1 protein-coding gene is annotated in these 26,994 nt (G+C 63.1%); it reads left to right on the forward strand.

The window, feature by feature from the left end:
• Window positions 1–7 precede the first annotated feature (7 nt).
• Window positions 8–26,983 carry an LEPR-XLL domain-containing protein gene (locus tag ACQ5BM_RS26635; protein ID WP_429817838.1) on the forward strand — a complete coding sequence of 8,992 codons (26,976 nt, stop codon included), beginning with the start codon at window positions 8–10 and terminating at the stop codon, window positions 26,981–26,983.
• The last annotated feature ends 11 nt before the right edge of the window (window positions 26,984–26,994 follow it).

A 26,994-nucleotide genomic window follows, 5' to 3' on the forward strand; every position in this document is an offset into this window, starting at 1 on the left:
AACGGCGATGATCGAACGCCTTTTCCGATGGTTCGGTGGCAGGAAGGCGCGAAGCTTCACACCGCGCTCCGAAACCACCCATCTGCCCGGGCTCGCGCTAGAGACGCTGGAGCCTCGCTACTTGCTGTCGGCCGATATCATGCCCTTTGCGGTGGACATGGTCGGTGATGGCGGCGCTGACTACAGCCTGCGCTATGACAATCTCATCCAGGCGGTCCAGGTCTACGACAACAGGTCGAGCCTCCTGGTTGCGCAGCGGAATGCTGCGGAGATCGACTATATCCGGGTGACCGGCACTGCGGCGAACGACACGCTGACAATCGATTTCGGTACGGATTTCCTTCAGGCGCTCGACATCGACTTTCAAGGCGGCGACGGCGACGACAAGCTCTCGCTGACGGGCGGCGTGTTCGATCTCGTCGAGTTCGCGGCCGATGGCGCAGGGTCCGGCGTGTTCACCGCCGTGGACGGCCAGATCAGCCATCGGATCGGTATCGGCGGCGTCTCGGCCGTGACCGACGCGACGACTGCGCAGGAGCGGATCTTTGCCGATGTGACGGGCGAGGGGCAGAATCTGCGCCTCAGCGACGCCGGCACGCCGGGAGATGGGTTCTCGACGCTCGACAGCATCAATGGCGGCGCGCTGGTGTCCTACACCTTTGCTTCGCCCAATCTGAAGCTGACGATCGACACCGGCGCCGGCGACGACACCTTCGTCCATAACGGCTTCGACAACGCCATTTCGGGCAAGGTTCTCCTGAGTGGCGGAGCAGGCAGCGACGCAGTGATCGGACCTCCGGTAGATACCAACTGGAACATAACCGGGCTCAACGCCGGCAACGTTTCAGGGGTGTCCTTCGTCGAGGTTGAGAATCTCAGAGGTTCTGCCGACAACGAGGACACCTTCTTCGTTTCAGCCGGCGGCGGACTGACCGGCGTCATGGACGGCGGCGCCGGCGGCTTCGACAGCCTCGTTCTCGATGGCGGTGTCTTCCATTCCGTCACTTACGTTGCGACTGGCCCCGCGTCCGGCACGATTACCCGCGATGGCCAGGTTCTGCGCTACGACGGCCTCGAGCCGATCACCGACAATACGGTCGTCGCCGATCGCGTTATTGCGACCAGCGATTTCGACGACGAAGCTCGGCTGAAGGATAACGGTGACGGCACTCTGACGCTTGAGTCCCTGTCGCTGATCCCGACCTTCGAGAAGGTCACCTTCGCCAAGCCCACCAACAGCCTGACGATCAAACTTGGCGCAGACCTCGGCATCCCGCTCCTGTCGAAGGATGTCCTGACGGTTACCGGCGTTAACCTCGGGGCTGCAAGCCTTACCGTTTTTGGCGAGAACGCTGCCGATACGGCCGGCGATGACGGCAACGACGAAGTCCTCATCGAAGGGACGAATACATTCGGCGCCTTGGCGGTTCATGCCGAAAAGATCACGGTTTCAGGTAATGTTTCGGCGACGACGGTCACCCTTGTGGCGCTCGCCGAAGACGACGGCAAAATCACCGGCGGCGCCTATTTCGCGACACCCGAGGCGATCATCGACCTCAGTGGCGCGACTATCACTGCCTCTGGCGCCGTGCAGATATCGGCGACGGCAGATGCGACCGTTTCGGCTTCGACCGCGGAAGTCGGGCCGCTCGAAGGCGTCATCGTCACGATTCTGCCGGAGGCGAGGATCAAATTTGACAACAGCACGCTGACAGCTGCGAGCCTTTCGGCCGGCAGTTCGGTCAGCGTTTCGCTGACCGCGGCCGACGAAGGCGATGCAAGCGAAAACGACACGACCAAGGATGCCGCGGTTTCCGTGACGGTCGTCGTCAGCGAATCCATCACCGAAGTGCTGGGCGGCAGCGCCCTCAACGTATCCGGCGCGGTCTCTCTGACCGCCGACACCAATCTCGCGTTGACGACAACCGCCGATGGCGGCTCCGGTTCCAAGGGTGCCAGCGTTGCCGTTTCGGAAGTGAACGCGACGACGCGCGCCTATATGGCGGGCAATTCGGCGCTCAACGCCAATAGTGGTAATCTGCCTGATTCCGTCGCCTTTAGCGCAACACTGACCAGCAATGTCAGCACCACCGCGATTTCCAGTGCCGGCGGTTCGAACCAGGGCGACGGCTCAAACGAATCCGAAAAGAGGCTCGCCGACCCGAACCAGGACAGCAACACCTCGGACAAGGCCACGACGAGTGGCGGTGACATCACCTTTGCAGGTGCCGTCACGGTTTCCGATTACCGGACCACAACCGAGGCCTATGTCGACAGTTCGACCCTTGTTTCTGCGAGCACCCTTGGCTTGACGGCAACCTCCACCGAGAGCGTCACGGCATCGGCAGACGGCTCGGCCACGGGTAGCGCCGGCACCGGCGTCGGCGTGGCTGTCGCGCTCGGCATAGCCGACGTGACCACGCGAGCCTATATCGCCGGCACCTCGGACCTGACGGCAAGCGTCGTCAACCTCAATGCCACTCTCGATGCTGGCGACAGCTTCGTCGTGACGGCGGAAGCCGGTGCCGGCGGCGCCGAAACAAATGTCGCCGGCGCTCTGGCGATCAGCATCATCATGACCGACGTCGAGGCCGTTATCGAGGCCGGTGCCTCGGTCGACCTCAATGGTGCGGACCTCAGCCTCACGGCTTCGTCGACCACCCATGCCGAGACCGCCGCGACCCCGAACGGCGACGATCTCGGTGAAGCCGGCGAGACCGGCGTTGGCGGCTCGGTCGCGCTCGCCGTCATCGACAACAATACGAACGCCCTCATCGAAAACGGCGCGACGGTCACGGCCGCAGACGGCGTGACGCTGTCGGCAACCGGCAGTCATGATTCCGAAACGACGGCGGAAGCCGGCGGCACCGGTGGCAGCACCGGCATCGGCGGCGCAGTGGCGATCGACGTGATCGACAACACCACCCGCGCCTCGCTCGGAACCGATGACGTCGAGCTTGACATAACAGGAGATTTCTCAGCAACGGCGACCCATCATGGGCTGAGCACGGCCACGGCTGACGGTACCGCTATCGGTTCGACCGCTGTCGGCGCGGCGATCGCGCTTGCCTTTGTCGACAACCGTGCAATCTCGACCACCAACCGGAATCTGCGTGCTGACGGCTCTGTCAGCCTGTCGGCGCTGGGCGACGGCTCCAGCAAGGCGGAAGCCAAGGCAAGCGCGAAGGGTGCCGACAAGAACGACGAATCCGCTGATGGCAACACCAAGGCCGACCAGCAGAAACAGAAGCAGGTCGACTTCGCCAACAGCAAATCAGGCGATGCAGACAGCACGAGCCAGACCGCCAATACCGGCGGCGGCAGCGGTGGCGATGTCGGCGTTGCTGCCGCCCTTGCGATCAACGTCTCCGACAGCGAAACGCTCGCCAGCATCGGCAATGGCCGCACCATAACGGCCGGCGACGGCGCCGGAACCGGCGGCGTGAGCCTGCAAGCGAAAAACAACATGGATGCCTCGGCGATCGCCGATGGCAGCGCGACGCTCGAAAGCGAAACTTCGGGCACGGCGGTCGGTGCTGCAGTGGCGATCAACGTCGCCGATATGAGCAACCGGGCGATCATCGGCACCGGCGCGATCATCAATGCAGACGGCAGCGTCACGCTGTCTGCCACGATGAAAAACGTCGGCGGCGACCAGAAGAACGTCTTCGAAGCGCATTCGACTTCCGGCGCCAGCGGCGGCGACACCGGCGTTGCCGGATCGTTCGCGCTCAACGTGTCGGATGCCACCGCAGAAGCGGCGATCCGGCCTTCCGCCAGCGTCACGCTCAGCAGCGACGACGCTTCGCTTACAGCCTCCAACTCGTCCGAAAGCAGCGCTGTCGCCGAGGCGGATGCCGAAAGTGCCAGCACCGGCGTCGGTGCCTCCGTCGCGATCAACGCCGCCGACAATACAGCATCGGCGAAGGTCGAGAATTCCGTTGTCCTCAGCGGCCTCGATGACCTGACGCTCAGCGCCACGGGCAGCCACAAGACCACCACGACCGCAGAATCCGGGGCAGCAGCTGAAGATGGTACCGGCGTCGGTGGCGCGATTGCGATCACCGTTGCCGACAACGTGACGGAGGCGAAGCTCGGCACCGGCGGCCTTATCGACCTTGACGGCGCCTTCAGCGCCACCGCGACCCACCATGGCGATAGCACCACATCGGCACTGGGCGATGCTCTTGGCGGTGACACGGCGGTTGGTGCGGCAATCGCGCTGGCGTTTGTCCACGACAGCGCGACCGCGACCACCGCCCGCAACCTGACCGCCGATGGCAATGTCAGCCTTGCGGCCCATGGTGACGGCGCCAGCACGGTTGAGGCTAAAGCCAGCGCTGCCGGCGCGGACAAGGACAAGGAAAACACGAGCGGCAACACGACCGCTGACGATCAGAAGAACAAGCAAAAGCAGCTCGCCAACGAGAAATCGGGCAAGACGAACACCGGCGACAAGTCCGCAACGAGCCAGGGCGGCACCGGTGGCGGCCAGGTGAGCGTCGCGGCTGCACTCGCCCTCAACGTCTCTTCGTCGCTCGCCGTCGCTTCGATCGGTGATGGCGTTACGATCATTGCCGGGCAGGGCGCGGGCATCGGAGCGCTTCAGCTCCAGTCCTCAAACAACATGAATGCCAGTGCCACCGGCGACGGCAAGGCAACGACCACGAGCAGCGGCACCGGCGTCGGTGTCGCCGTTGCCATCAACGTCGCGACCATGCGCAACGAAGCCTCGGTCGGGGCAGGCGCCCATATCACGGCCGATGGCCTCACGGCTTCTGCGACAATGAAGACGGTCGGCGGCAACGCCGAGCACAATTTCGGTGCGAAATCCACGTCGGGTGCGAGCGGAGGCGACACCGGCGTGGCGGGTTCGTTTGCCTTGAGCGTTGCAACCACCAATACGCTCGGCACGATCGGGCTCGATCACGGCGGTGGCGGCACGACGACAGTGGCGCTCACTGGCGGCAACGTCAGCCTGCAGGCGACCAACACGACAAAATCGGCCACAGAGGCGACCGCCCATGGTGCCGGCAGCGGTTCCGGAAGCACCGGCGTCGGCGCATCGATAGCGCTTGGAATTTCACTCAACACGACTTTCGCCGGGATCGAAAACGGTGAAACGGTCAGCGGCAACACCGGTAATTTCCAGGTTCTTGCGACCTCGAACGATACGGTCACCACCACGGCCAAAGCTGGCGCTGCCGGCAGCACCGCCGTCGGCGGCGCTATTGCAGTCGCCTACGTGGATAACGACACGGATGCGCATATCGGCACGGGTGCCGGGGGCGCGATCACACTCACCGGCAATCTCGCCGCGCAGGCGACCCATGCGAGCACGATCCATACCCTCGGCGACGGCGAAGCGGCCGGCAGCAATGTCGGCGTCGGTGTTTCGCTCGCTTTGAACATCGCCGAAGTGACCAACGACGCCTTTGTCGGCAGAAATTTCTCCGGCGCCAACAATGTCAGTGTCACCGCCACGTCGACCTTCGACACGAAGGCAGAATCCAAGGCCAGCGCCAAGGGCAACGATACCTCCAAGGCGAACTCCGACCAGGAGACCAGCAACCAGACGAGCATGGCGCAGAACCAGAGCGGCGGCTCGAAGGCGCCGACCCAATCTGGCAGCAGCAGCCTTAGCACCGCCGATAGCAAGAGCACGAACGAGACCGGCAAGTCGACACAGGGCGGGACGAGCGTCGCCGCAACGATCGCCGTCAATTTCCTCGACGCCGATAACACCGCGACGATCGCAAGCAATGTCGTGATCGGGTCCTCGGGTGCGATGAAAATCGAAGCGACGATGACCACCGACGCGCGCGCACTCGGCACGGCAACGGCGACCAACACCAGCGCCAACACCGGCGTCGCCGCCGCGGTCGGCCTCAACATTGCCTTGCTCGACAACACCGCGCAGGTCAATTCCGGCGCCGACCTTACCGCCGGCTCGATCAAGGTCCGGGCAGTCACGGCCGACGGCGAAAGGAATACCTTCCAGGCGCGGGCACTGGCCGGCGCCGTGTCGAAGAATACAGCCGTCGGCGGCTCCGTCGCGATCAACTATCTCGACGTCAATTCAAGTGCCAAAATCGGCAACAATGCGGATCTCGACGCCAATGCCGGTGGCATTGCCATCAATGCAGTCAGCGTCAACGAGATGCAGAGTATCGCCGGCGGCGCGGCGCTGAGCCTTAATGGTGGCACCGGCGTCGGCGTGGCGGTCTCCATCAACATCGTCAACGATCTCAACACCAAGGCCGACGTCGGAACCGGCGTCGATGCCGAGGCAACCGGCGCGATCGGTGTCACCGCGCATGCCGAGCTGTTGCCGATTACGGAGAGCCTTCCTGTCATCGGCAATCTGGCGGTGACCAGTTTTGCTGCCGGCGTTGCGGCAAGCAACGGAACGGCGGTGGGTGGCTCCTCCAGCGTCAACGTCATCTTCATGGAGACGCATGCCTTCATCAATGACGGCTCCGACTTTGACGGCGATGGCGGCGTGACCGTCGAGGCGACCGACATCTTGACGGTCGTCAGCGGTGCTGGCGGCATCGGGCTGTCCGGCGGCAGCAATGCCGGTGTCGGCATCGGCCTCGACGTGAACGTCATCATTCGCAACACCAGCGCCTGGGTCGGCGGAACCGCGGATCTTGGTGCGATTACCGGCAATATCCTGGTCAATGCGGATTCGTTCGACACCATCACCTCGATTGCCGCCACGTTTGGCCTGAGCCTCAGCGGCTCGGGCGTTGCCGCCTCCGTCGGTGTCGTCGTGCTCGACACCTCGACCGAAGCCTATGTCGAGACGGGAACGGCACTCGACAAATCCGAGCTTCATGCCGGCGGAAATGTCTCCGTCAAGGCAACCGGTGACGCCAAGATCTTTGCGCTCGCCGGCGGCGTCGCCTTCGGCCAGGGGGCCGGCATCGGTATCGCCGGCACCGTTTTCGTTCACATCGACGACGTGAAGGCCGAGATCCGCGGCTACGCCGACGTTGAAACCGGTGGACCTGTCGGTCTCGATGTCTCGGCGATTTCGACCGAGGACGTGACCACGATCGCCGCCGCCGGCGGTGTATCGACCAGCAGCGCCGCTGTGGCTGGCTCTGTCGCCGTCACGGTGCTGACGGAAACAACGATCGCACGCATCGGCTCGAATACGGCGGTGACCGCCCAGTCCGGTGCAAACGATCCGGGGGTCGCGGTCTACGCCTATGGCGAAACGGATCTGCTCACAGTCGCCGGATCGCTTGCGGTGTCCGGCGGCAGCGCGGCGGTCGGCGCCGGCGTCAATATCGCGACGCTCATCAAGACCACGCAGGCGTCGATCGACTCCGGCATGGACATGGACGCTGACGGCAACGTCAAGGTCGAGGCAACCAGCAATGAGGACATTGGTTCCTTCTCGGTCGCCGCCGGCGGTGCCTCCTCCGCCGGCATCACCGTTTCGGCGGATGTCTTCGTCTTCGACATGACCACCCGCGCCTTCATCGGTGACGATCCGTTCGACGGTATCGCCAATGCGGGCCTGACCGACGTGCGCGCGCTTGGCAGCGTGCTCGTACAAGCGATCGACGAAACGGAACTCGACCTGATCGTCGGCGGCGTCGCCGTTGGCGGCAGCGCCGGCGTTGGTGTCGCTGCCGGCGTCGCGGTCGTCGACAAGGTGACGGAATCGTTCATCGGCGAAAATGCGCGCGTGACGGGCGAGGGCCAGCACAGCGTGGCGGCACGCACCGGTCGCTTCGATATCAGCTTTGCCGGTTCGCAAAACATGGGCGACGGCTACGATCCGAAGACCGACGGCCAGGTCAGCAAGGACAGTCTCGAAGCGGGCGTGCCGGTCAAGGAAGGGGGCGGCGGCCTCGGACAATTCAACGACCTCGACCAGGATCACAGCGATGACGGGACGCCAACCGATCCGGGCCTGACCCAGCAGCGGATTGCAACAGCCTCCGTTGACAGCGGCTTCCGTGGCGTCGCGGTCTCGGCAAGCACCAAGGACGATATCGAAACGGCGGCGATCAGCGTTGGCGGTGGCGGCTCCGTCGGTGTCGCCGTCGGCGCGGCGGTCAACGTGCTCAATACGACGACCACTGCGCTGATTGGCGAGGGCGCCCGCATCAATCAGGATATGAGCGGCGGCGGCAATGGAGCGCAGTCCGTGCTCGTCGCTGCGGCCAGCGACTTCAGCCATCTCGGCGTTGGTGCTGGTGCAGCCTTCGGCGGTTCGGCCGCGGCCGCGCCTGCGGTCGACGTGTCGGTGGTTACGACGAAAACAACCGCAACGATCGGCGACGACACCCTGGTCGATGCCAACAATGACGTGGCGGTGATCGCGACGGCGAAGGAAAAGGTTCTCGTCGTCTCCGCCGGCCTGGCGCTCAGCGGCACGGTCAGCCTTGCCGGCGGCGTCTCGGTCGTGTCGATCGATGCCGACACCTTTGCGCGCATCGGGGATTCGACCGTCGAAGCCGGTGGCGACGTCGCCGTCATGGCGAAGGACGACTCCCAGTTCACGATCGTTTCCGGCGCGGTTGCCATCGGCCTTTCCGGCGGTGGCGCCGCTGGTTCCGTCGGCGTCGTTAACGTCACCAAGGACACCGAGGCGACGATTGGCGCCAACGCCACCATTGATGCGCGCGCCAACGGCGCAGGCATCACGAACGTGCTCAACGGCAACATTGCCACCAGCGGTGGCGATCCGACCGGCTTCTCGACGCTGTCCGGTGAGGCGCACGGCGTCATCGTCCAGGCGCAATCGTCCGAAGTCGTCACCCACATCGCCGTTGCCGGCGCGGGCGGGCTTTATGTCGGCATTGCCGGCGCGGTCAGCGTGACCATCATTGATTCCGATACCTTCGCCGCCATCGGCGCGGGTGCTGCGATCAACCAGGGCTTTGCCAACTATCAACTGCATCCGGCCGCTGTCGGCCTCGGGCAGGGTGTCTACGTCAACGCGGCCAACGATGTCCGCATCACGTCCTTTGCAGGTTCGGCAGCCGTCGGTTTCGTCGGCATTGGTGGCGGCATCGACTTTGGCAGCATCAAGAACGATACGACAGCCTCGATCGGCGCGAATGCCGACATCCTGGCGCGCAACGACGTCGCTGTCAGCGCGGACTCGATTCAGGTCCTCAAGGGCTTTGCCTTCAGCGGCGTTGGCGGTGTCGTCGGCCTCGGTGCGTCGGTGTCCGTCTGGTCGATCGGCCAGGACTTCAAGGACGGTTATACCAACGAGAAAGAAGGCACGTCCGACAATGCCACCACAGGCGGTGGCGACACCGCAGCGGCTGACGCTGGCGAGAAGACCGACGGCGGCGTCGGCGAGCTGACCGGTCAGATGACCGGCTTCACCGGCGACGGAAATGCGCGTACAGCCGATTCCCGCGTCCGGGACAATATGCAGGGCGCATCGAACCGGTTGAGCGATCCATCGTTCTTCTCTGCCGCCGACCTGAATGCCGCCCTGGCCCCGACGAGTGAGGAGCATGGCACCACTGCAACCATCGAAGCCGGTGCGGACGTGGAAGCCGGCCATGATATCCTGGTCGTTTCGCGCCAGAACATGAAGGTCGATCTGCTGATCGGCAACGCCGCCGTCGGCCTGGTCGGCGCCGGCGCAGCTGTTACCGTTCTCAATGTGTCCGAGCAGGTCAAGGCAAAGGCAGGCGGCAATCTCAAGGCCGGTAACCAGATCAAGGTCGAAGCTGAACTCGACGAAGAGATCGATGTAACCACCGTCGCCTTCCAGGGCGGGTTTGTTGGCCTGGGCGCCTCGGTCATCGTTATCAACGATACCAGCCGCGTACAGGCGCGCCTGCTCGACGGAACGGTCGTGGATGGCGCAAGCCTTCTTTCGGTCACCGCATCGAACACGCAGGATTTCGACGTCACGACGACGGGCATACAGATCGGCGCCGTGGCTGCGGGCGCGTCCTATGTCGACCTCAATATCGGTGATACGGACGACAGCACGATCGAGGCTCTGGCAACCATCGGCTCGGGCAGCCAGATCGGCCAGACCGACACGGTGGGCGCGATCACCGTGCATGCGGATTCGACCGTCGACGCCAAGGCGAAGACCTTCGCGCTCGCCGGCGGTGCGCTCGGCCTCTCCTTCAATTTCGCGCTGATAGATGTCGAGACCAACATCGAGGCATCGATCCTTGGTGGCGCCAACATCGATGCCTCCGGCACGGTAACGCTGGAAGCGCTCTCAAGCCACAATGCCAAGGGTGACGTTTTCGCGCTCAGCATCGGTCTCGGCGCTGTGGGCACGAGTTTCGTGACCGTCAATGTGGTGCCGACGACAAGTGCGCTGATTGGCGGCGGTTCGACCATTTCCGCCGGTGGCATCGTCATCCTCGCCTCCCATAACTTCTCCGGTGCGACCGCCACGGATCGCGGCGCCAAGGCCTTCGCGGAAGCCTCGGGCGGCGGTCTGTTCAGCGGCCAGGGCGCAGTGCCCACCGCCAGGTCCAATGCCGTTGTAACCGCTTCGATCGGTGCGGGCGGTGCCCTGACGATCACCAACGACATCGATATCAAGTCGCGGCTGCGCAACTACGCGGTCGCCAATACCGAGGCAAACTCCTTCGGTGCGGCTGCGGTGGGTGCAACCGATGCCGAGGCGGTCGCCAACGGCCAGTCGAATGCGTCGATGAACGCCAACATCGTTTCGGTCCGCGACATCGGGGTCGACGCGCTTGCGATCAACGGCGCGCTTGCGGTTGCGGAAGCGACTGGCGGCGGTGTCCTTGGAGCGCTGACGCTCAACAGCGCCACGGCAACGGCAAGCCCGTCCTCCGTGGCGGCGACCATCGGTAACAACACATCCATCCAGTCGGCCCGTCACATTCGCCTGAAGGCACTCGCCAACACGGAAGGCGACTCCAAGGTCGTCGGCGTGACGATCGGCGGCGTCTTCGGCGCCGGCGACTCCGACGCGACCACCAATGTCAGCCCGACCGTCTCCAGCAGCATTGGAACGGGCAGCGTCATCAATGCGACGGGCGACGTCTCCGTCGAGGCGATTGCCGCGCCCATTCCTGGGACGCAGCCCGACTATGCGGTCGTCGATGCCGACGGAGTGGCGAACACGATCACGGTCAACAACCACGGCCTCGTGACGGGCGATACCGTCGAATACGATGCGGGAACCGGCGGCGCGGTGATCCCTGGCCTCAACTGGCCCGATCCTCAGGATCCTGCGGTCAATCGACAGTACAATGTCATCAACGTCGTCGATGGCGGCAATGTCGACCCGAACAAGCTATACTTCGGCTCGACTTTCGATGCGGCAAGCATCGATTCCGAAACCGAGATCATTACTTTCCAGGGCGCGCATAACTTCATCAGCGGTGATGCCGTGCGTTATTACGCCGGCCCCGACGAAACGGTGAACAGCTTCGGCCTGACCGAAGGCAATCTCTACTACGTTCTGGTTATCGACGAGTCCCATATCAAACTGGTCAATACGCATGACAAGGCGGTCAATCCGCAAAATTACTTCAAGAACTTCCAGCCCGACGACATCGCCGGCAATCAGATTACGATCTCCGGTCACGGGTTCACCAATGGCATGGCCGTCACCTATGACGCGCCAGACGCCAAGACCTTCGTCAGCCGGCAAGTCGACGTCCATCCGACGGCACTCAATCCCGACGGTTCGCCGATCGACGACAGCGCGCAGAACAACATTCGCTTCTTCGACGACAATGGTAACGCGCTGAACCATGGGTTCAGCGAGGGCGAGCACGTCGTCTATCATGTCGAAACGGAAACAGGAGCGCCGGGTACGGCGATCGGTGGGCTGTCGGATGGCCAGACCTATCGCGTCCACGTCGTCAATTCGACCACGATCCAACTGAAGCGCAACGACGTCGTCACCGAACAGGTTCAGTTCGTCCGCAATGGAGCTGGCGACCGGATCATCCGCACCGACGGCGAGAACTGGGCCGATTTCGGCTTTGGAACCGGTACCCTTTTCATCAGCGGCGCCGGCGCCAACAGCGGCACCTACACCGTTACCGGCGTCAGCGGCAGCACGTTGATCCTGTCAGTCGTCAACAGCGTCACGGAAACGACGCTCACCAAGACCTTCGATCAGTCGATCATCACGCTCACGCCCAACAAGGCGAAGACCGCCGACGATATCCATTCGCTGATCAACGCCAAGAATCTGCCCATTGGCGGGCTTGAGGACGGCAAGACCTATTATGTCCGTGGCGTCAGCGGCCCCGGTGACGACACTTTCGAACTTTGGGACGCGCCGACTGGTGGCACGCAAATGACGTTGACGCCGACCGGGCTATCCGGCCCCTATGCCAACCATCGGATCGGCGCACTGGCCGTCGATATTTCGAGCGATGCCGCAAGCGAACAGCAGCTGCGCATCGATCTCAACGACGCCGTGACTTCGGCGGCCGGGGGGCAATTCCTGTTCGGCCCCGGCGGGGTGTCTCTCAGCGAAATCGCGCCGCAGTCGGGCGACGGCGTGTCGTCAGCCTATTCGAAGGGGTCGGGCGGCGGTTTTGTCGGCGTCAACGGCAACGACGCGAATATCACCAGCAACGCGAACGTGAGCGCCACGATTTCGGCAACGCTTGTGACGACGACCGGTGACGTCTCGGTCAGCACATCGGCAACCACCAACACGACAGCGCACGCGGTCAACGGCACCGGCGGCTTCGTCGCCGTTGGCGACGCCGATGCCAACAGCTACCAGGACGTCGACAGCGTCGCCTCCGTCGGCGCCGGCACCCGCATCGTCGCGGGCAAGAACGTCACCGTTGCTTCCAGCACCAACGTGAATACCGGAGCTTCGTCGCATGCAAGCGCCGGCGGTGCGGTCGGCGTGGCCTCGCCGACGACCGTTGTCTGGATTGAGTACAACAGTGCGGCAACGATCGGCGCGGACGCGATCGTCGTTGCCGGCGAGCTCGCAAAGCTGACGGCCTACTCCGAAGCCGGCGTTTCCGCCAACGCGACCGGTTCGGGCATCGGCTTCGGTGGTGATGGCGACGCCGTCACCCATGTCTATATCGGTGTCGCCGATCCGACCCCCGATCCGGATCAAGCCGATACCATCGCCACCCTCGGTGATCGGGCTGTTCTGAGCGCCAAACGCGCCGTTGCCAGCGCGAAGGTCGGACGGTTCGATGTCTTCGCGGGTAGCGACGGCCGCGGCGCAGGCTTCTATGGCGAGGGCCAGGCCGAAAGCACGCTGACGGCGCGTCCGAAGGCCGAAGTCCACATCAATGCCGATTCCGACCTGACCGGCTGGGAAGGTGTCGATCTCGTCACGCGCTACGACAACGTCAAGACCCATGCCAAGTCCTATGCCCGCGCGACCGGCCTCTTCGGCTTCGTCGACTCCGATGCGCACAACGATACCGACGTGGCGTCGAAGATATTCGGTGCGTCCGGTGCTCTGGTCACCGCTGGCCCGCGTAATAACAGCGATGCCGTGCTCGGCCATCCGGACTATCCGCAGGAGCCGGCGGCGTCGAGCGAGCATCTGGCGCTCTATGCTTCCACGGTCAACGGTTCAATTTCTCAGACGGACGATGCGGATTACAGCAAGCGCTCGCTTGCCGCCGGTGGCTCTGATGGCAGCAGCCCCGACGATCGACCGCAGCAGATCGATTTCAATTCGGATGTCCTGATCCTTTCCGGACGTTCGCCCGAACTCGTGGTCAAACAGCTCGTCATCGGCGCCGACGGCCAAATCGATGTCGCAGTCGAAGTGACCGTGAACGACAGTGCGAGCGGCGGCGGCAGCAGCGAAGGAGAGGGCGATACGATCCAGAGCGACGACATCGTCGTCAATGACATCGTCAATCCCGGCCCGGGTGATGTCGTCTTCGATTCCGACTCGATGAGCGGTTCCGGCGGCACCTGGACCTTCCGCGACACCCTCCAGCGCGTCACGATCCGCAACGAGTCCGACAAGGACATCATCATCAACAACATCGACGTCGTCACCGACGAGCAGCCGCTTGCCTGGCTGAATCCGTCGAAGACCGTGACGCTCACCTTCAACATCGAACGCGAGGTGGCGCCGACGCTGATCGAGATCACCGACACGGGTGGTCACTCGGACATCTATATCAACGGCACCATCGAAAACCCGATCGGGACCACGTCGATCGTCAATACCGACGGATCCGTATTCGCCACCAATGACCGTGGCGTGACCGGCAGCGACGGCCGTCAGTCTCTCATCCGCACGCATATCCTCAACGTCCGTGCCGAGGAAAATGTTGGAACGACAGGTAACCGCGTCAATGTTGACATCGTCGACAGTGCCGGCCTGCCGCAACTTATCAGCTTCGATACCGGCCGCGTCAGCGGGCTAACCGAGCAGATCTTCCTCGGGCACGAAAACCGCTTCTACACCGGCCAACTCGTTCGCTACGACGCGGTCAGCACTGCTATCGGCGGGCTCGTCGACGGCGGCTACTACTATGTCATCGCGTCGTCCGATGGCCTGAGCGTCAGGCTGGCGAGCACGCTTGGAAATGCCCTTGCCGGTGTCGCGATCAATCTCTCGCCGAGCGGGCCGCTCACCAACCAGCACAGCCTGATTTCGGCCGAGACCTTCACGGTTGATGCCGTCCAGAACGTCAATCTCGACCTCAAAGCACTGCTGCGCGAAGACCTCGGCGGCGGCTATTACATCGTTGAAATCGACCGGATCAGCGCCGGCGATACCGCTAACGTGCTTCTGCAGGCAAGCATCGAGCAGACCGGCGCCGGCGCGTCTGGGGGCGTGCTCGTCAAGGCGCCGAGCCAGGCGGCCGGCCTCACCCATTACAATTTCTTCCGGCCGGACAGCGGGTCCCCCGAACCGCTGAGCCGTGGTGTCTTCGGAGCGGGCAATACGACGATCGCCTCGACATATGACTTCCGTGGCATCGACCCCGCGACTGGCAGCCGGACTCTGCCCGGTCTCCAGGCCGGATCCGTAACCACTGGTGGCGACATCATCGTTGCTGCCGCAAATCCCGCGCCCATCGCAACGACTATCAACGTTCTCGGGATCACCGAGATTGCCGGTAACGGCGACATCGATGTGGTGACGAACGGCTATATCGCTCTCAGCGAAAAGACCGGCGACATGCGCGTCGAGCGCATCAAATCGACCGCGTCGGATGTACTGCTCTATTCGCCGCGGCGCATTCTCGATGCGCGGGGCCTGACGGAGGGTGACGTCGAAGCCGATGTCGCCGGCCGCAACATCACCATGGCGGCCGGCGTCGGCCTCTTCAATCCGAACCATGCGCAGGTCGCTGCGCAAGTTCTCAACCCGACGCTGCTCGACATCAATTCACCGCTTGGGGGTATCGGCCTGCCGACGGATTTCCTCGAGATCAACGTCGACATCCGCAACGGCGTCGGTGGCCTGGGCGTGCTCAGAGCCTTCGATACCACCGCCGACAACACGCTCGGCATCTTCCTCGACGAAGTTGCCGGCGATCTTCTCGTCCACACCGTTCACACGACCAGAGACATCTCGCTGCGGACCGTCGCCGGCTCGATCCTCGATGCCCGCAACAACGGCGCCGGCGACGATTTTGCCGACCTCATGGGCCAGAGCATTGATCTCGACGCCAATGGCGGCGGCTCCATCGGCGCCTTCAACAACGACCTCGAAATTGACTCCTCGCGCGGCTCGTCCAACGACGATGTCGCCCTTGAGGCTGACAACAACATCTATCTGGCGGAAGCCCCGGTTAACCCCGGCGAAAGCGCCGGCAACCTGCGCCTCGTGCTTGCGCATACTTATGATGGCGATATCCGCATTACCGTTCGCGAGACAGGGGTTCAGGGTGAGAACCTCGATCTCCTGCACAGCGGCAGCGCGCGCTTCTCCGAGGATGGCGCCACCTTCCCGACCTTCCAGGCGGATGCCGAGCGTCTCATCCCGCATGGTCAGATCTTCGCCGAGAAGGGCAATGTGCAATTGCGCGTCGGCGACAATGTCACGCTCGACTCGAACAGTGAGATCCTGGCGGCCAAGCGCATCGACATCTATGGCGACGTCACCGCCTTCGACGAAACCATCAGCCTGCTTGCCAATGCCGACATCGGTTTCGGCTCGGTCATGCTGTTGCGTGGGCGCATCATCGCCAATGCCGCAGTAACACCCGGCAACAAGAACAATGGCACTCCGGTCGGAACCGCCGCGCCGAAGACCTCTGCACCGCACGCAACGAACCTGACCTGGATCTTCGGCAATACCGATGTCGACACGATCCAGTTCGGCGATCCCTCGGGCGCCGGCGGCACCAATAGCCAGGGCAGCCCCGGTTATATCTTCCTCGGCTCGAAGACCCGCGCCTATGGCAGCCAGACGCTCAACCCGGCGGTTGCAGATGGCGAAGACCGCTTCACTGTCTATTATCTCCAGGATACGGCGACGCAAACATCGCCCAACATGACGACGGTCGCCGAGCATACGCTGACGCTCGACGGCGTCTCCGGCAGTGATCTCTACGAGGTCTACACGCTCGGCTCGAACAATCCGGGCCGCGGCACGGCCGGCACCGATTTCAACCGCAACTACGTCATCAACGTGCTCGACACCGGGCGGTCGAACGACGGCGTCGATGCACTGAACATCTACGGTTACAACTCCGCCTTCAACGGCAAGGACGGCGACGGCAACAAGCCGATCGACGACATCTTCCTGCTGCGCGGTGCGAACTATCTGCCGCACGAAACGGCCGATCGGCCCGCCTATGTTGCGATGGTCTATGGCCAGCCCACGACCTATGCGGATACCATTGAAGACAACGAGCCTTCGAACGAGAGTGCGCGCATCAACTATGACACGGCGCTCAACGGACGTGTCACCATCGAAGGCCTCGGCGGCAACGACAATTTCTATTCGGACGATACGACGGCAATCGTCTCGCTGCAGGGTGGAGCGGGCGACGACTCCTTCCAGATCGGGCAGATCTTCGGCAACAAGCGCACCGACGATCCGGAAAACGGGGCGACACCGTTCTTCGGCGGCGGCCTGCTTGCCCAGGATGTCTTCCCGGACATGGTCGCAACGACGCGCGGCTGGCTGAGCCCCGGCATCAGTGCGCCGCTGGTCGCCCAGGGCGGAACCGGCAATGACGAGTTCCGCGTCTATTCGAACCAGGCCGAGCTGAGACTGGAAGGCGACGACAACAACGACCTGTTCATCGTGCGGGCCTTTGCGATCGCCGCGGTCGCCAATCAGGATTGGAACGGCGACGGCACGATCGATCAGGACGATCTGCCGGCCGTTACCCTCGACACCAATGGCGATGGCGTCATCAACTTCGCCGATGCCGATTCCACACCCGACGACTATACCGACGACGTGATCGTGCGCGACGATCAGGGCGTTGCGATGCCGATCATCGGGCTCGGCTTCTCTGTTGCGCGGGCGCCCGATATCCGCGCCGGCGGCGGTGAGGATGAGGTTCAGTACAACGTCAACGCACCGGTTTCCGTTGACGGCGGCACAGGCTTCGACAAGCTCGTTATCCTCGGTACGGAATTTGCCGACGACTTCGCAATCACCGAACGCGGCATTTTCGGCGCCGGCCTCAATGTGCGCTACACGACGATCGAAGTGGTCGAGGTCGACGGTCTCGAAGGCGACGACGAGTTCTTCGTTCAGTCGACCGCCTTCGGCGTTGCCTATCGCGTCATCGGCGGCCTGGGATCCGATACCATCAACGTCACCGGAGACGTGACCGAAGACATCGTGACCCGGGAGCTCGAAGGAGCCTCCGGCGCTGTCGATCATCTCGTCACGTCTGGCGACGCGCTTTATGACGGCGTGCTCGTCGACGGCTTCGACTATAACGTCGCTTCCGAAGACGAAGGCATTATCCGCATCGACGAAACCGGCGGCTTCACTGCCGTGCGCGAAGGCGGTCCGGTCAATGTCGACAGCTATACGGTGAAGCTTGCCGTCGCTCCGCTTGCGGGGCAGGTCATCTATGTCACCGTCTCGGCGGCACGCTCACCGCAGGAAGAGGAAGACGGCACGCTGTTGAACCCGGCGCCCTTGCCGAACGGCCTCGGCGACACAATCTGGCTGTCCACCGTCAACCCCGGCGGAACCGTCACCGACAGCGACTTCCAGCATGTCATCACCGTCAACGGCGTATTGCGGACCATCAACGATCGCGCTGTCGTGCTCCGGTTCGACAGCAGCAACTGGATGAATGCGCAGACGGTCTATGTCTACGCGCCGGACGATCCGCGCGCAGAAGGCGACCGGGTGGTCGTTATCCAGCACAGCGTGATTTCCGATCTCAGCGGCGTCGACACCAACGTCATCGATATCGACGCCGAATACCCCGACGGCGACTCCTTTGACGCGGCTGACGTCCGCAATGTCGAAGTACTTGTCAGGGACAACGACACGCCCGGTATCTATGTGACCGAGGTCGCGGCCGGCACGAACATCGAAGACGGCCGGTCTCTCGTCATCGAAGGCAGCCCGACGACCCAGCTGACCGATGAAATCCTCGTTCAGCTGCAGACGGCGCCGGAGGTAGGCGATATCATCGTCGTCAAGCTCTTCCTCAACGAGGCGAGTGACGAGGATATCCAGATCTTCGATGTCGACGATCCGACGAACACCTTCAACTCGGTCGGCGACCGCATGTACAAACATGCCGACGGCTACTGGCGGCTGACCTTCGACCATACCAATTGGGACGATCCGGTGCGTATCGGCGTGCAGGCGCGTGACGATATCCCGCGCGAAGATCCTCATACGGCAGTCATCTACTTCCAGCGTGACGACGTACTGACGACCGATGCCGACCACGACTATGTCTTCCCGAATCTGCGGTCCGGCCCCGGCTATGTCGATATCGAAGTCATCGACAACGACACGGCGGGCGCCGTCGTGCTCGAAAGCGGCGGCACGACGGTGCTCAATGCCGATGGCAGCGACACGGACGACTACACGATCCGGCTCACGAAGGCGCCAACCACCACCGTGCAGGTCGCGATTGTTACCGACGGCCTGGCGGATGTCGTCAGCGTCAATGGTGTCGCCGTCACACCCGGCTCCGGCTATACGGTGATCGGCGGGCTGAGGCCGACGCAGATTTTCGACGGCAACCTCGTCTTCAGCAATGATGGCCTCAACGGCAAGATCACCCGCGGCACGGGCGCCGATCTCGGGAGCTTCGTCGACGAAGGCTTCTTCGTCGGCCAGCAGATCCGCATCGGCAACGCCGGTGGTAATAGCGGCGATTATTACATCACCGCGATCGACACGGTGAACGGCAAGTTCATCAAGGTCGACCGGACGTTCGGTACCGGCGGTCAGCTTGCCGACGTCATCCTTTCGGATCTCGCCAGCGAAGGTGCCTTTACCGGCAATATCCAGTTCCATACGGTTGTCGAGAACGGTACGCTCACCTATCGGATGACGATCGCCGGCGTTGCCGACGAAGCGGACGGCTGGCTCGCCTATGGCTTCCTGGAAGGCCAGTGGATCCGTGTCTTCGACGCCGCCGATAATGTTATCGGCAACTTCAAGATCGCGATCATCCGCGGCGAGAACGACACCAAGGATGCCACGATCCAGATCACCTCGGAAAACGCCGGACTGCTGCCGGTCGGCAGCACGCTTTCGGGCGTCAAGGTGCTGCGCACCGCGGCGGTCGCGACCTTCAATCCGGGGAACTACTCTGTCCAGCAGACAGTCGTCCTGCAGGCGGATGAGAACTACGACATCCCCGTCACGCGCGAAGGCGTGAAGGTCTTCCCGGTCTCGGGACATTACCTGTCGAAGTTGCGCGGCCCGCTGGCTGTCGAAGGCGGCCCGACGGGTGCCGACCGCTCACTGGAAAACGGCCTGAAACTGCCGGGTGAAGCGGACGACTTCCTGATCGCGATCGGCGCCCAGCCGCCAGAATCGCAACAGATCGACGTGCTCAACATCTTCAACGACACCAGCAAGGAAGATGTCGACGGCGTCATGACGCAAACGACGCTGACCGGCTTCAATATGGCCGACGATCTGAGCCTCGGCCTCGGTGTCAGCGGTGACCCGGCCTTTGGTGAATCCGGCTTCTTCCCGGGCGGGATCAGCTTCGGCAAGATCAGCGTCGGCGCTGACGGCCAGTTCGGCACCAATGCCACGAAGAGCACGATCGAGGTCGTCAACCTCATGCTCGGCGAGGGCAACGACGGCCTCGTCATTCAGGGCACGCTCGATCCGGCACCGTCCGTTCAGGTCACCAACACCTTCACGGTCACGCCGAACGGCAGCAATGGCGGTACGATCGTGCGCACAGGCTTCGATTGGAAGGCCATGGGCTTCCTCGTCGGCCAGACCGTGCAGATTGCCGGGCAGGCAGGCACATGGACCGTCGTCGCGATCAATGACGCGCTCATCGATCCGCTGCATCCGGAAGAAGGTGCTGATCCGAACGACAACTCGATCCTGGTCTTGAGCGGCTCGTCGCTTGCCGGCGTTGCCAGCGGCTCGCTGACGATCACCGCGATCGACAAGGACGTGATCACCGTCAACAAATCCGTCGACGTCTCCCAGACGATTGCCGGCGGGATCATCGTGCGCACCGACGGCGGCGCCTGGACCGGCTTCGCGGTCGGAGACTTCATCAGCATCAACGAGGACTTCGCCAAGGGCGAGTACCAGATCGTCTCGATTTCCGGTTCGACCATGCGTGTCGTCGGCGGCCAGCTTCCGCTGGTCAGCGATGCACCGAGGACCATCAACCGCATCAACCCGGTCACCAATGCGATCCTGCAAACGGTGATCACCGATGTCGACATCGACCCGACCTACACCGGTGGCATCGTCACCCGTCAGGACGGCATCAAGTGGGCGGATGAGGGGTATCTTGCCGGTCATCTCATCACCATGGTCGATGAAAACGGAAAGCGCGACTTCCGCATCATCGAGATCTCCGATGATGGCTTCTCGCTGAAGCTCGAAGGTGCGCTGCTTGCCACACAGAACGATGCGGTCAAGAGCTTCTATGTGCAGGGTGCGCATGGCGGCCTGACGCTCGTCCATGGCGGCGGCAACATGTACCTCGAAAGCGCCGGCAAGATGAACATCGCCAGCGCCGGCGGTGGCTCGATCGTCGTAACCCGCCTCGATGGGCGCGACTGGTCGGAAGATCGCTACCAGGTTGGCCAGGTCATCCAGCTGGAGGGCGAGACCTATACCCGGACGATCCTTGCTATCGTCGATGCGACCCTGCCGCCTCCGCCGAATTCTGCCTTGACCTGGGGCGACCTCAGCGCCCTGGTGCTGAGTGCGCCGAACACCCACGTCGGGCAGGGGGCAGGCGTCACACTGGCGGCCGATGCGTTCAACAGCTATGCCGAACGCTCGCTGCATGTCGCCGAAGCACGCACGGTCACGGCTTCCGGCACGATGAACATTGCCACCAACGGCCTGACCCGCAGCACCGGGAGCTGGTTGGCGGATGGTTTCTACGTCGGCCAGAAAGTCTATGTCGGCGGCTACGCAGGACCGTTCACGATCCAGGCGCTCACCGCTGCGGTCATGACGCTGCAGAACGTGGCGCTGACACCGGCAAGCGGCGTCTCGCTCAGCGTCTTCGGCTATGACGTGACGCTTGACGGCGGCAAGCGCGTCGGCGGCGACTACATCAAGGTCAATGGTGGTGCCGGTCCGAACTCGCCTCTTGTCGTTTACGGCGACACCAGCCAGGACGGCATCTGGTACTCCGGCCAGGCCCACAATGTGCTCGGCATGGAATTCGGCGAAAAACCGTTCGATCCCTTCCCGCAATTGCAGGACGGGGAGAACGAGGACGACGAATGGGTCTTCCCGCTCGCCAATCCCTTCAAGCTCGCCGGCAACGACATCATCGATGCCAGCGCGCTGTTTGCGAACGTTCCGGGCGGGCAACTGCCCAGCGTCGGGCTGACGATCTACGGCGGTGCCGGCAACGACACGATCTATGGCAGCCAGGCCGGCGACCATCTCGCCGGCGGCTCCGGCGACGACCTGATCATCGGCAACCGCGGCGTCGACCATATCTATGGCGACAGCGGCGTGAACGTGAACATCTTCACGCGCCAGTTGTTCATCGACACGGTCGACAACAGCCCGCTGCCTTCCGCCAACCCGAACACCGACTCCAACGGCACCACGATCAAGCCGGTGAAATCCTCGGTCCGCGATCTCATGCAGGCGGGCCGCGACCTGATCTTCGGTGATGGTGCTTCGCATCTTGGCTACGGCCCAAGCGCCGTCGCTGCGGCGGGCGTGCTCGGCGATTTCGACGACATCATCTTCGCCGACCACGGCGTCATCGAGATGTTCGTCGACGATCCGAACCTGCCGTCCGGTCTGAAGCAGCGGATCCAGACGACCGAACTCGTGCTCGTGACGGCGATCAAGTCGGCCGAGCTGCAGAACGGTGCCGATGATATCGTCTTCGGCGGACTTGACCGCGATGTGATTGTCGGCGGTGCCGGCCATGACATGCTTGACGGCGACCAGCAGGACGATCGCATCTTCGGCGACAACGTCTACCTCACCCGCCAGGGCGGCGCCGACGGCAACCTGCTGGACGACACCTTCAGCAAGCGCTTCCAGACCTTGGCCGGCGCGCTGCTCTACAGCCGCACCGATCGGCCGACCCCGGCAGGCTTTGGCACCGTCACCGGCGACAACAGCGGTCTGCTGCTTGTCGACGGTAATGCACGCCGTTACCGCGACCCGGACGGCGCGCCTTGGTGGAGCGAATATGCGGTCGACTATGCGGCCCTTCACACCTTCGCCTTCGACCAGGGAGCCGCCGGCGTCGGCAGTTTCGGCAACGACTACATCGCCGGCAGCGAAGGTCATGACGAGATCTTCGGTCAGCTCGGCAATGACGTCATCCAGGGCGATGGCGGTATCGAACTGGCGTTTGCCGGAACTTCGCATGTCGGCGCCTCCCGGACATCTGGCGGTGTTGCCGATCCGATCGGTCCACTGACGGTGATCGCATCCTTCGCCGCTGCAAGTGACGGCCAGGACTACATCGAAGGCGGCGGCGGCGATGATCAACTGTTCGGCGGCCTTGGCCAGGACGACCTGATTGGCGGCTCGTCATCGTTCTTCAGCCTGACCGATGCGAATGCACGGCCTGACGGCGACGACTACATCTTCGGCGGTACCGGCGGCGAAATCGACCGCAACGACCTTGACCTTCCGGGTGACGGCACTCTCGCGGCCGCGCGTTACGCCCGCGATGCCGACACCATGGTCGGTGACAACGGCAACATCGTTCGTATCGTCGGGATCAATGGCGTCGATATCAACCCAAGTGGGCTGGCAAACCAGCAGCTCTACGTCCAGTTCAATTACGATGTGAACGATCCGGCCCGCGTCGGTGCCGAACGCATCGTCGTTCGTGGCGTGCACCTCCTCGACTACACGCCGGGCGGCCCGGACTTCCGTCCCGACCTGTTCTCGAAGACGAATCCGAACGATCCGGCCTATCGCTACGAATTTGGTCTGTGGGCGAAGACCGACATCGGCGGCCATGACGAGTTCCATGGCGAAACCGGTGACGACATCGCCTATGGCGGCGGCGGTCACGACCGCATGTTCGGCGATGCCGAGAACGACGATCTGATCGGCGGTTGGGGCAATGACTGGATCTCCGGCGGTACCGGCCAGGACGGCATCCTCGGCGATGACGGCCGGATCTTCACAAGCCGCAACAGCGTCACCTATGCCGAACCGCTTTACGGTGTCCTGGCGCTCCTTGCCACTGACCCGGATGATCGCACAAGCCAGGGCGACGTGCTCAACGAGTTCATCTATACGCCCGGGCAGGTACAGACCGAGACGATCAACATCGGCGGTCAGTTGAAGAAGTCCGTTGATCTGACCCCCTATAACCTGAAGCCGAATGCGCAAGGGGCCGATGATCCGCTGTTCGACGCCAATGTCGTCGATGACATCATCTTCGGCGGACTTGGTGACGACTTCATCCACGGCGGGGCCGGTGACGATGCCATCGGCGGAGGCGAGGCCCTGCCGCTCAGCTATACCCAGCGCTTCGAAAACGGCGCCGTGGTCGGGCTGGTGCGCACTGACTTCACCCGGCCGTGGAACCCGGGCGACGTCCTGCGCTTCGGCGCCGACACCGATCCCTGGAACGCGCCGAAGCCGGTGCAGAGCAAGCTCGGCGAATTCTTCCTTTATGACGAGTACGATCCGCGTCGGGCCATTCTGTTCAATGCGAACGGAAGCGTCTGGAAGTCGGGTGTTGCGCCGACGCAGTTCCAGTACTTCCTCAACCTCGTCGATAATGAAGGCCCGTTGGTCAATGGCGCGATCGCGTTCTCGCCCAACGGAACGCCGATTGCCTTCGCCGACCGCAACACGGACGGCAGCGACGCCATCTTCGGCGATCTCGGCAACGACTGGATCGTCGGCGGAACCGGGCGCGACCACATCTATGGCGGCTGGGGCAACGACCTCATGAACGCCGATGACGTGCTCAGCACCAATGGTTGGCTCAATGACCAGCCAGAGACGCATCCGGTTTACGAGGACCGCGTCTTTGGTGGCGCCGGGCTCGACATCCTGATCGGAAACACCGGCGGCGACCGCCTGATCGATTGGGTCGGCGAGTTCAACAGCTACCTCGTGCCGTTCGCGCCGTTCGGTATTGCGACGGTCAGCCGCCAGGTGCCGCCACAACTCTTCGACTTCCTCTATGCCCAAGCCTTCAGCGACGGTGTCGACATCACGCGGACGGCTGACACCGGCAACGTCAACGGGAGTGACAAGTACAGCCATGTGTCGCAGTTCCAGGGTGGCGTCGAAGGCGAGCTCGGCCTTGTGACCCAGAAGGATCACGGTATCTGGCAGGACCAGACCGGTGGTCCGACCGACCCGCAGGCCGGCAACATCCCCGGCGGCAAGCGCGACGTGCTACGCACAGCTGACTTCAACGACGGGACGCTCGACGTCTTCGCCGCCGACCAGGGCAAGTTCACGGTGTCGAGTGGCATGATGTCGGTCGAATCCGCGACCTCGTCGGGGCAGGCGGCAGCGGTCTTCTACGCCGATCAATATCTGCCGATCTATTTCGAGATCTCGGCGAAGATCACGGCGCAGAAGCCGTTGGCAGGCTGGAAGGCGAACTCCTACGTCATCTTCGACTACCGCTCGCCGACGGACTTCAAATGGGCAGGCATCAACATTTCGAACGACCAGATCGAAATGGGCTATCGCGATGCCAGCGGCTGGCATCAGGTTGCCAAGTCGAACAAGCCCGTTCAGTTGAAAGCCGGCATAACCTATGACGTGCTCGTCGCCGTCAACGGCACGAACGTCACGGTGACGGTCGCGGGTGTGAACTGGTTCGGTTACACCTTCGCGCCAAGGATCGAGGACGGCGCGCCGGTGGGCCTCAACCGCGGCATGGTGGGCGTCGGCAACGATGGCTCCAAGTCGAAGGTGGACAACTTCTCGGTTCAGATCTTGCCGCCGAACCTGTCGCTCGACTATGCCGACAACTTCGACGGAACGGGGCGCTTCCCGATGACGGGGACGGCCGCAACAGGCTGGACCGTCGCCGGCGGCCGGCTTGCCGGCGCGGCGGGCGCTGCTATCAATACGTTCAACCTCGGTACCACGCTTAGGGCAGATTCCTACCTTGAGCTGGAGGCCAAGCTTTCGACCGCGGGCACCGGCGGCATTGTCTTCGACAGCTACGGTCCGAACGACTATAAGTTCATCGCGCTTGATGTTGCCGGCGACAAGGTGCTTGTCGGTCATGTCACCGCCAAGGGCGGTTACAAGGTCGATCAGTCCTTCAGCCGTGTCCTTGATGCCGGCGTCGACTATACGTTGAAGGTGGCCTTCAAGGGGGCGGCGGTCAGCGTTCAGGTGAATGGCGGCCTCGTCGGCACCTATGGCTACAATGCTGTCCTGGTTGATGGCGGTTTCGGCACGATGTCGCGTGTCGGATCAAGCTCGTTCGATCGCTTCCTGATCCGCACCAATGACCCCGCCTTCAACACGGCGGCCAATCTGCTGGCAGCGACTGGCGATGCGGCCGTCACCGGTGGCGAGATCACCAGAGGACAGGCATTCTCGGTGCTCGACGATGCCATCGCCCTCTGGGCGAAATCGGGTCTGCTCGATGCGGCAACCTTGGCGCGTCTCGGGACGATCGACCTTGAGATCGTCGATCTCGAGGGCGACCGACTGGCCGAAGCCGTGTTCGGTGCAATCAGGATCGACCGCAACGCCGCGGGCCGGGGCTGGTTCGTCGATCTCACGCCGCAGGATAACGAGGAGTACAGTCTGGTCGACGGCAAGTGGCAGGCCATCGCTGGCGGGCCGGCCGAGGGACGTTTTGACCTCCTCTCGGTCCTGCTCCATGAAATGGGTCACGAGGCCGGGTTGGCCCACTCTGCCGGCAATGCTGTCGGCGACGTGATGGCCGAAACGCTCGGCATCGGCGAGCGCCGGTTGCCGTCGGCAGTAAACCAGCCCGAAGCGCGCAACGACGCGAAGGTGTTCGACGAAGAGTTGGGTCTGTTCGTAAGCCCGACTGAGCGACGGCTGATGAAACTTGCCGGGATCAGCGTCTCGGATCTCCAGATATCGGGAGGCGGTAATGCGAGCGAGGTTGCCGCGGCATCCGGCCGGACCAGAAACGGGGGAGACGTTCCGGCTGCCACCTGGCAACCGGCAACCGGCGGAGGCCATGGCATGGCCCGCTTCGGCAATGATGACGTGAAGGCCTGGGTCTTCGACGAGGCAACCGGCACATTTGTCGATCCAACGGCCTGGACGGCCGATATCGGTGATCATGCCGTCAAGACTTCCGGCGCCGGTGAGAACGACGCCGACACCAGTGAGCAGGACGTGTTGAACGGCATGATCGAGTGGGAGGCCCGAAAGGGACTGCTTTCTCGATTGGTCAGTCTCTTTGGAGGACGATAGCGTGCGAATAA

Origin of the sequence: Ensifer sp. B1-9 (assembly GCF_050474445.1) — a bacterium.
In the GTDB taxonomy this organism is placed as follows: domain Bacteria; phylum Pseudomonadota; class Alphaproteobacteria; order Rhizobiales; family Rhizobiaceae; genus Ensifer.

Coding starts and splice junctions, on each gene's coding strand:
- ACQ5BM_RS26635 (WP_429817838.1), top strand. CDS start 8: ATGATCGAACGCCTTTTCCGATGGTTCGGTGGCAGGAAGGCGCGAAGC.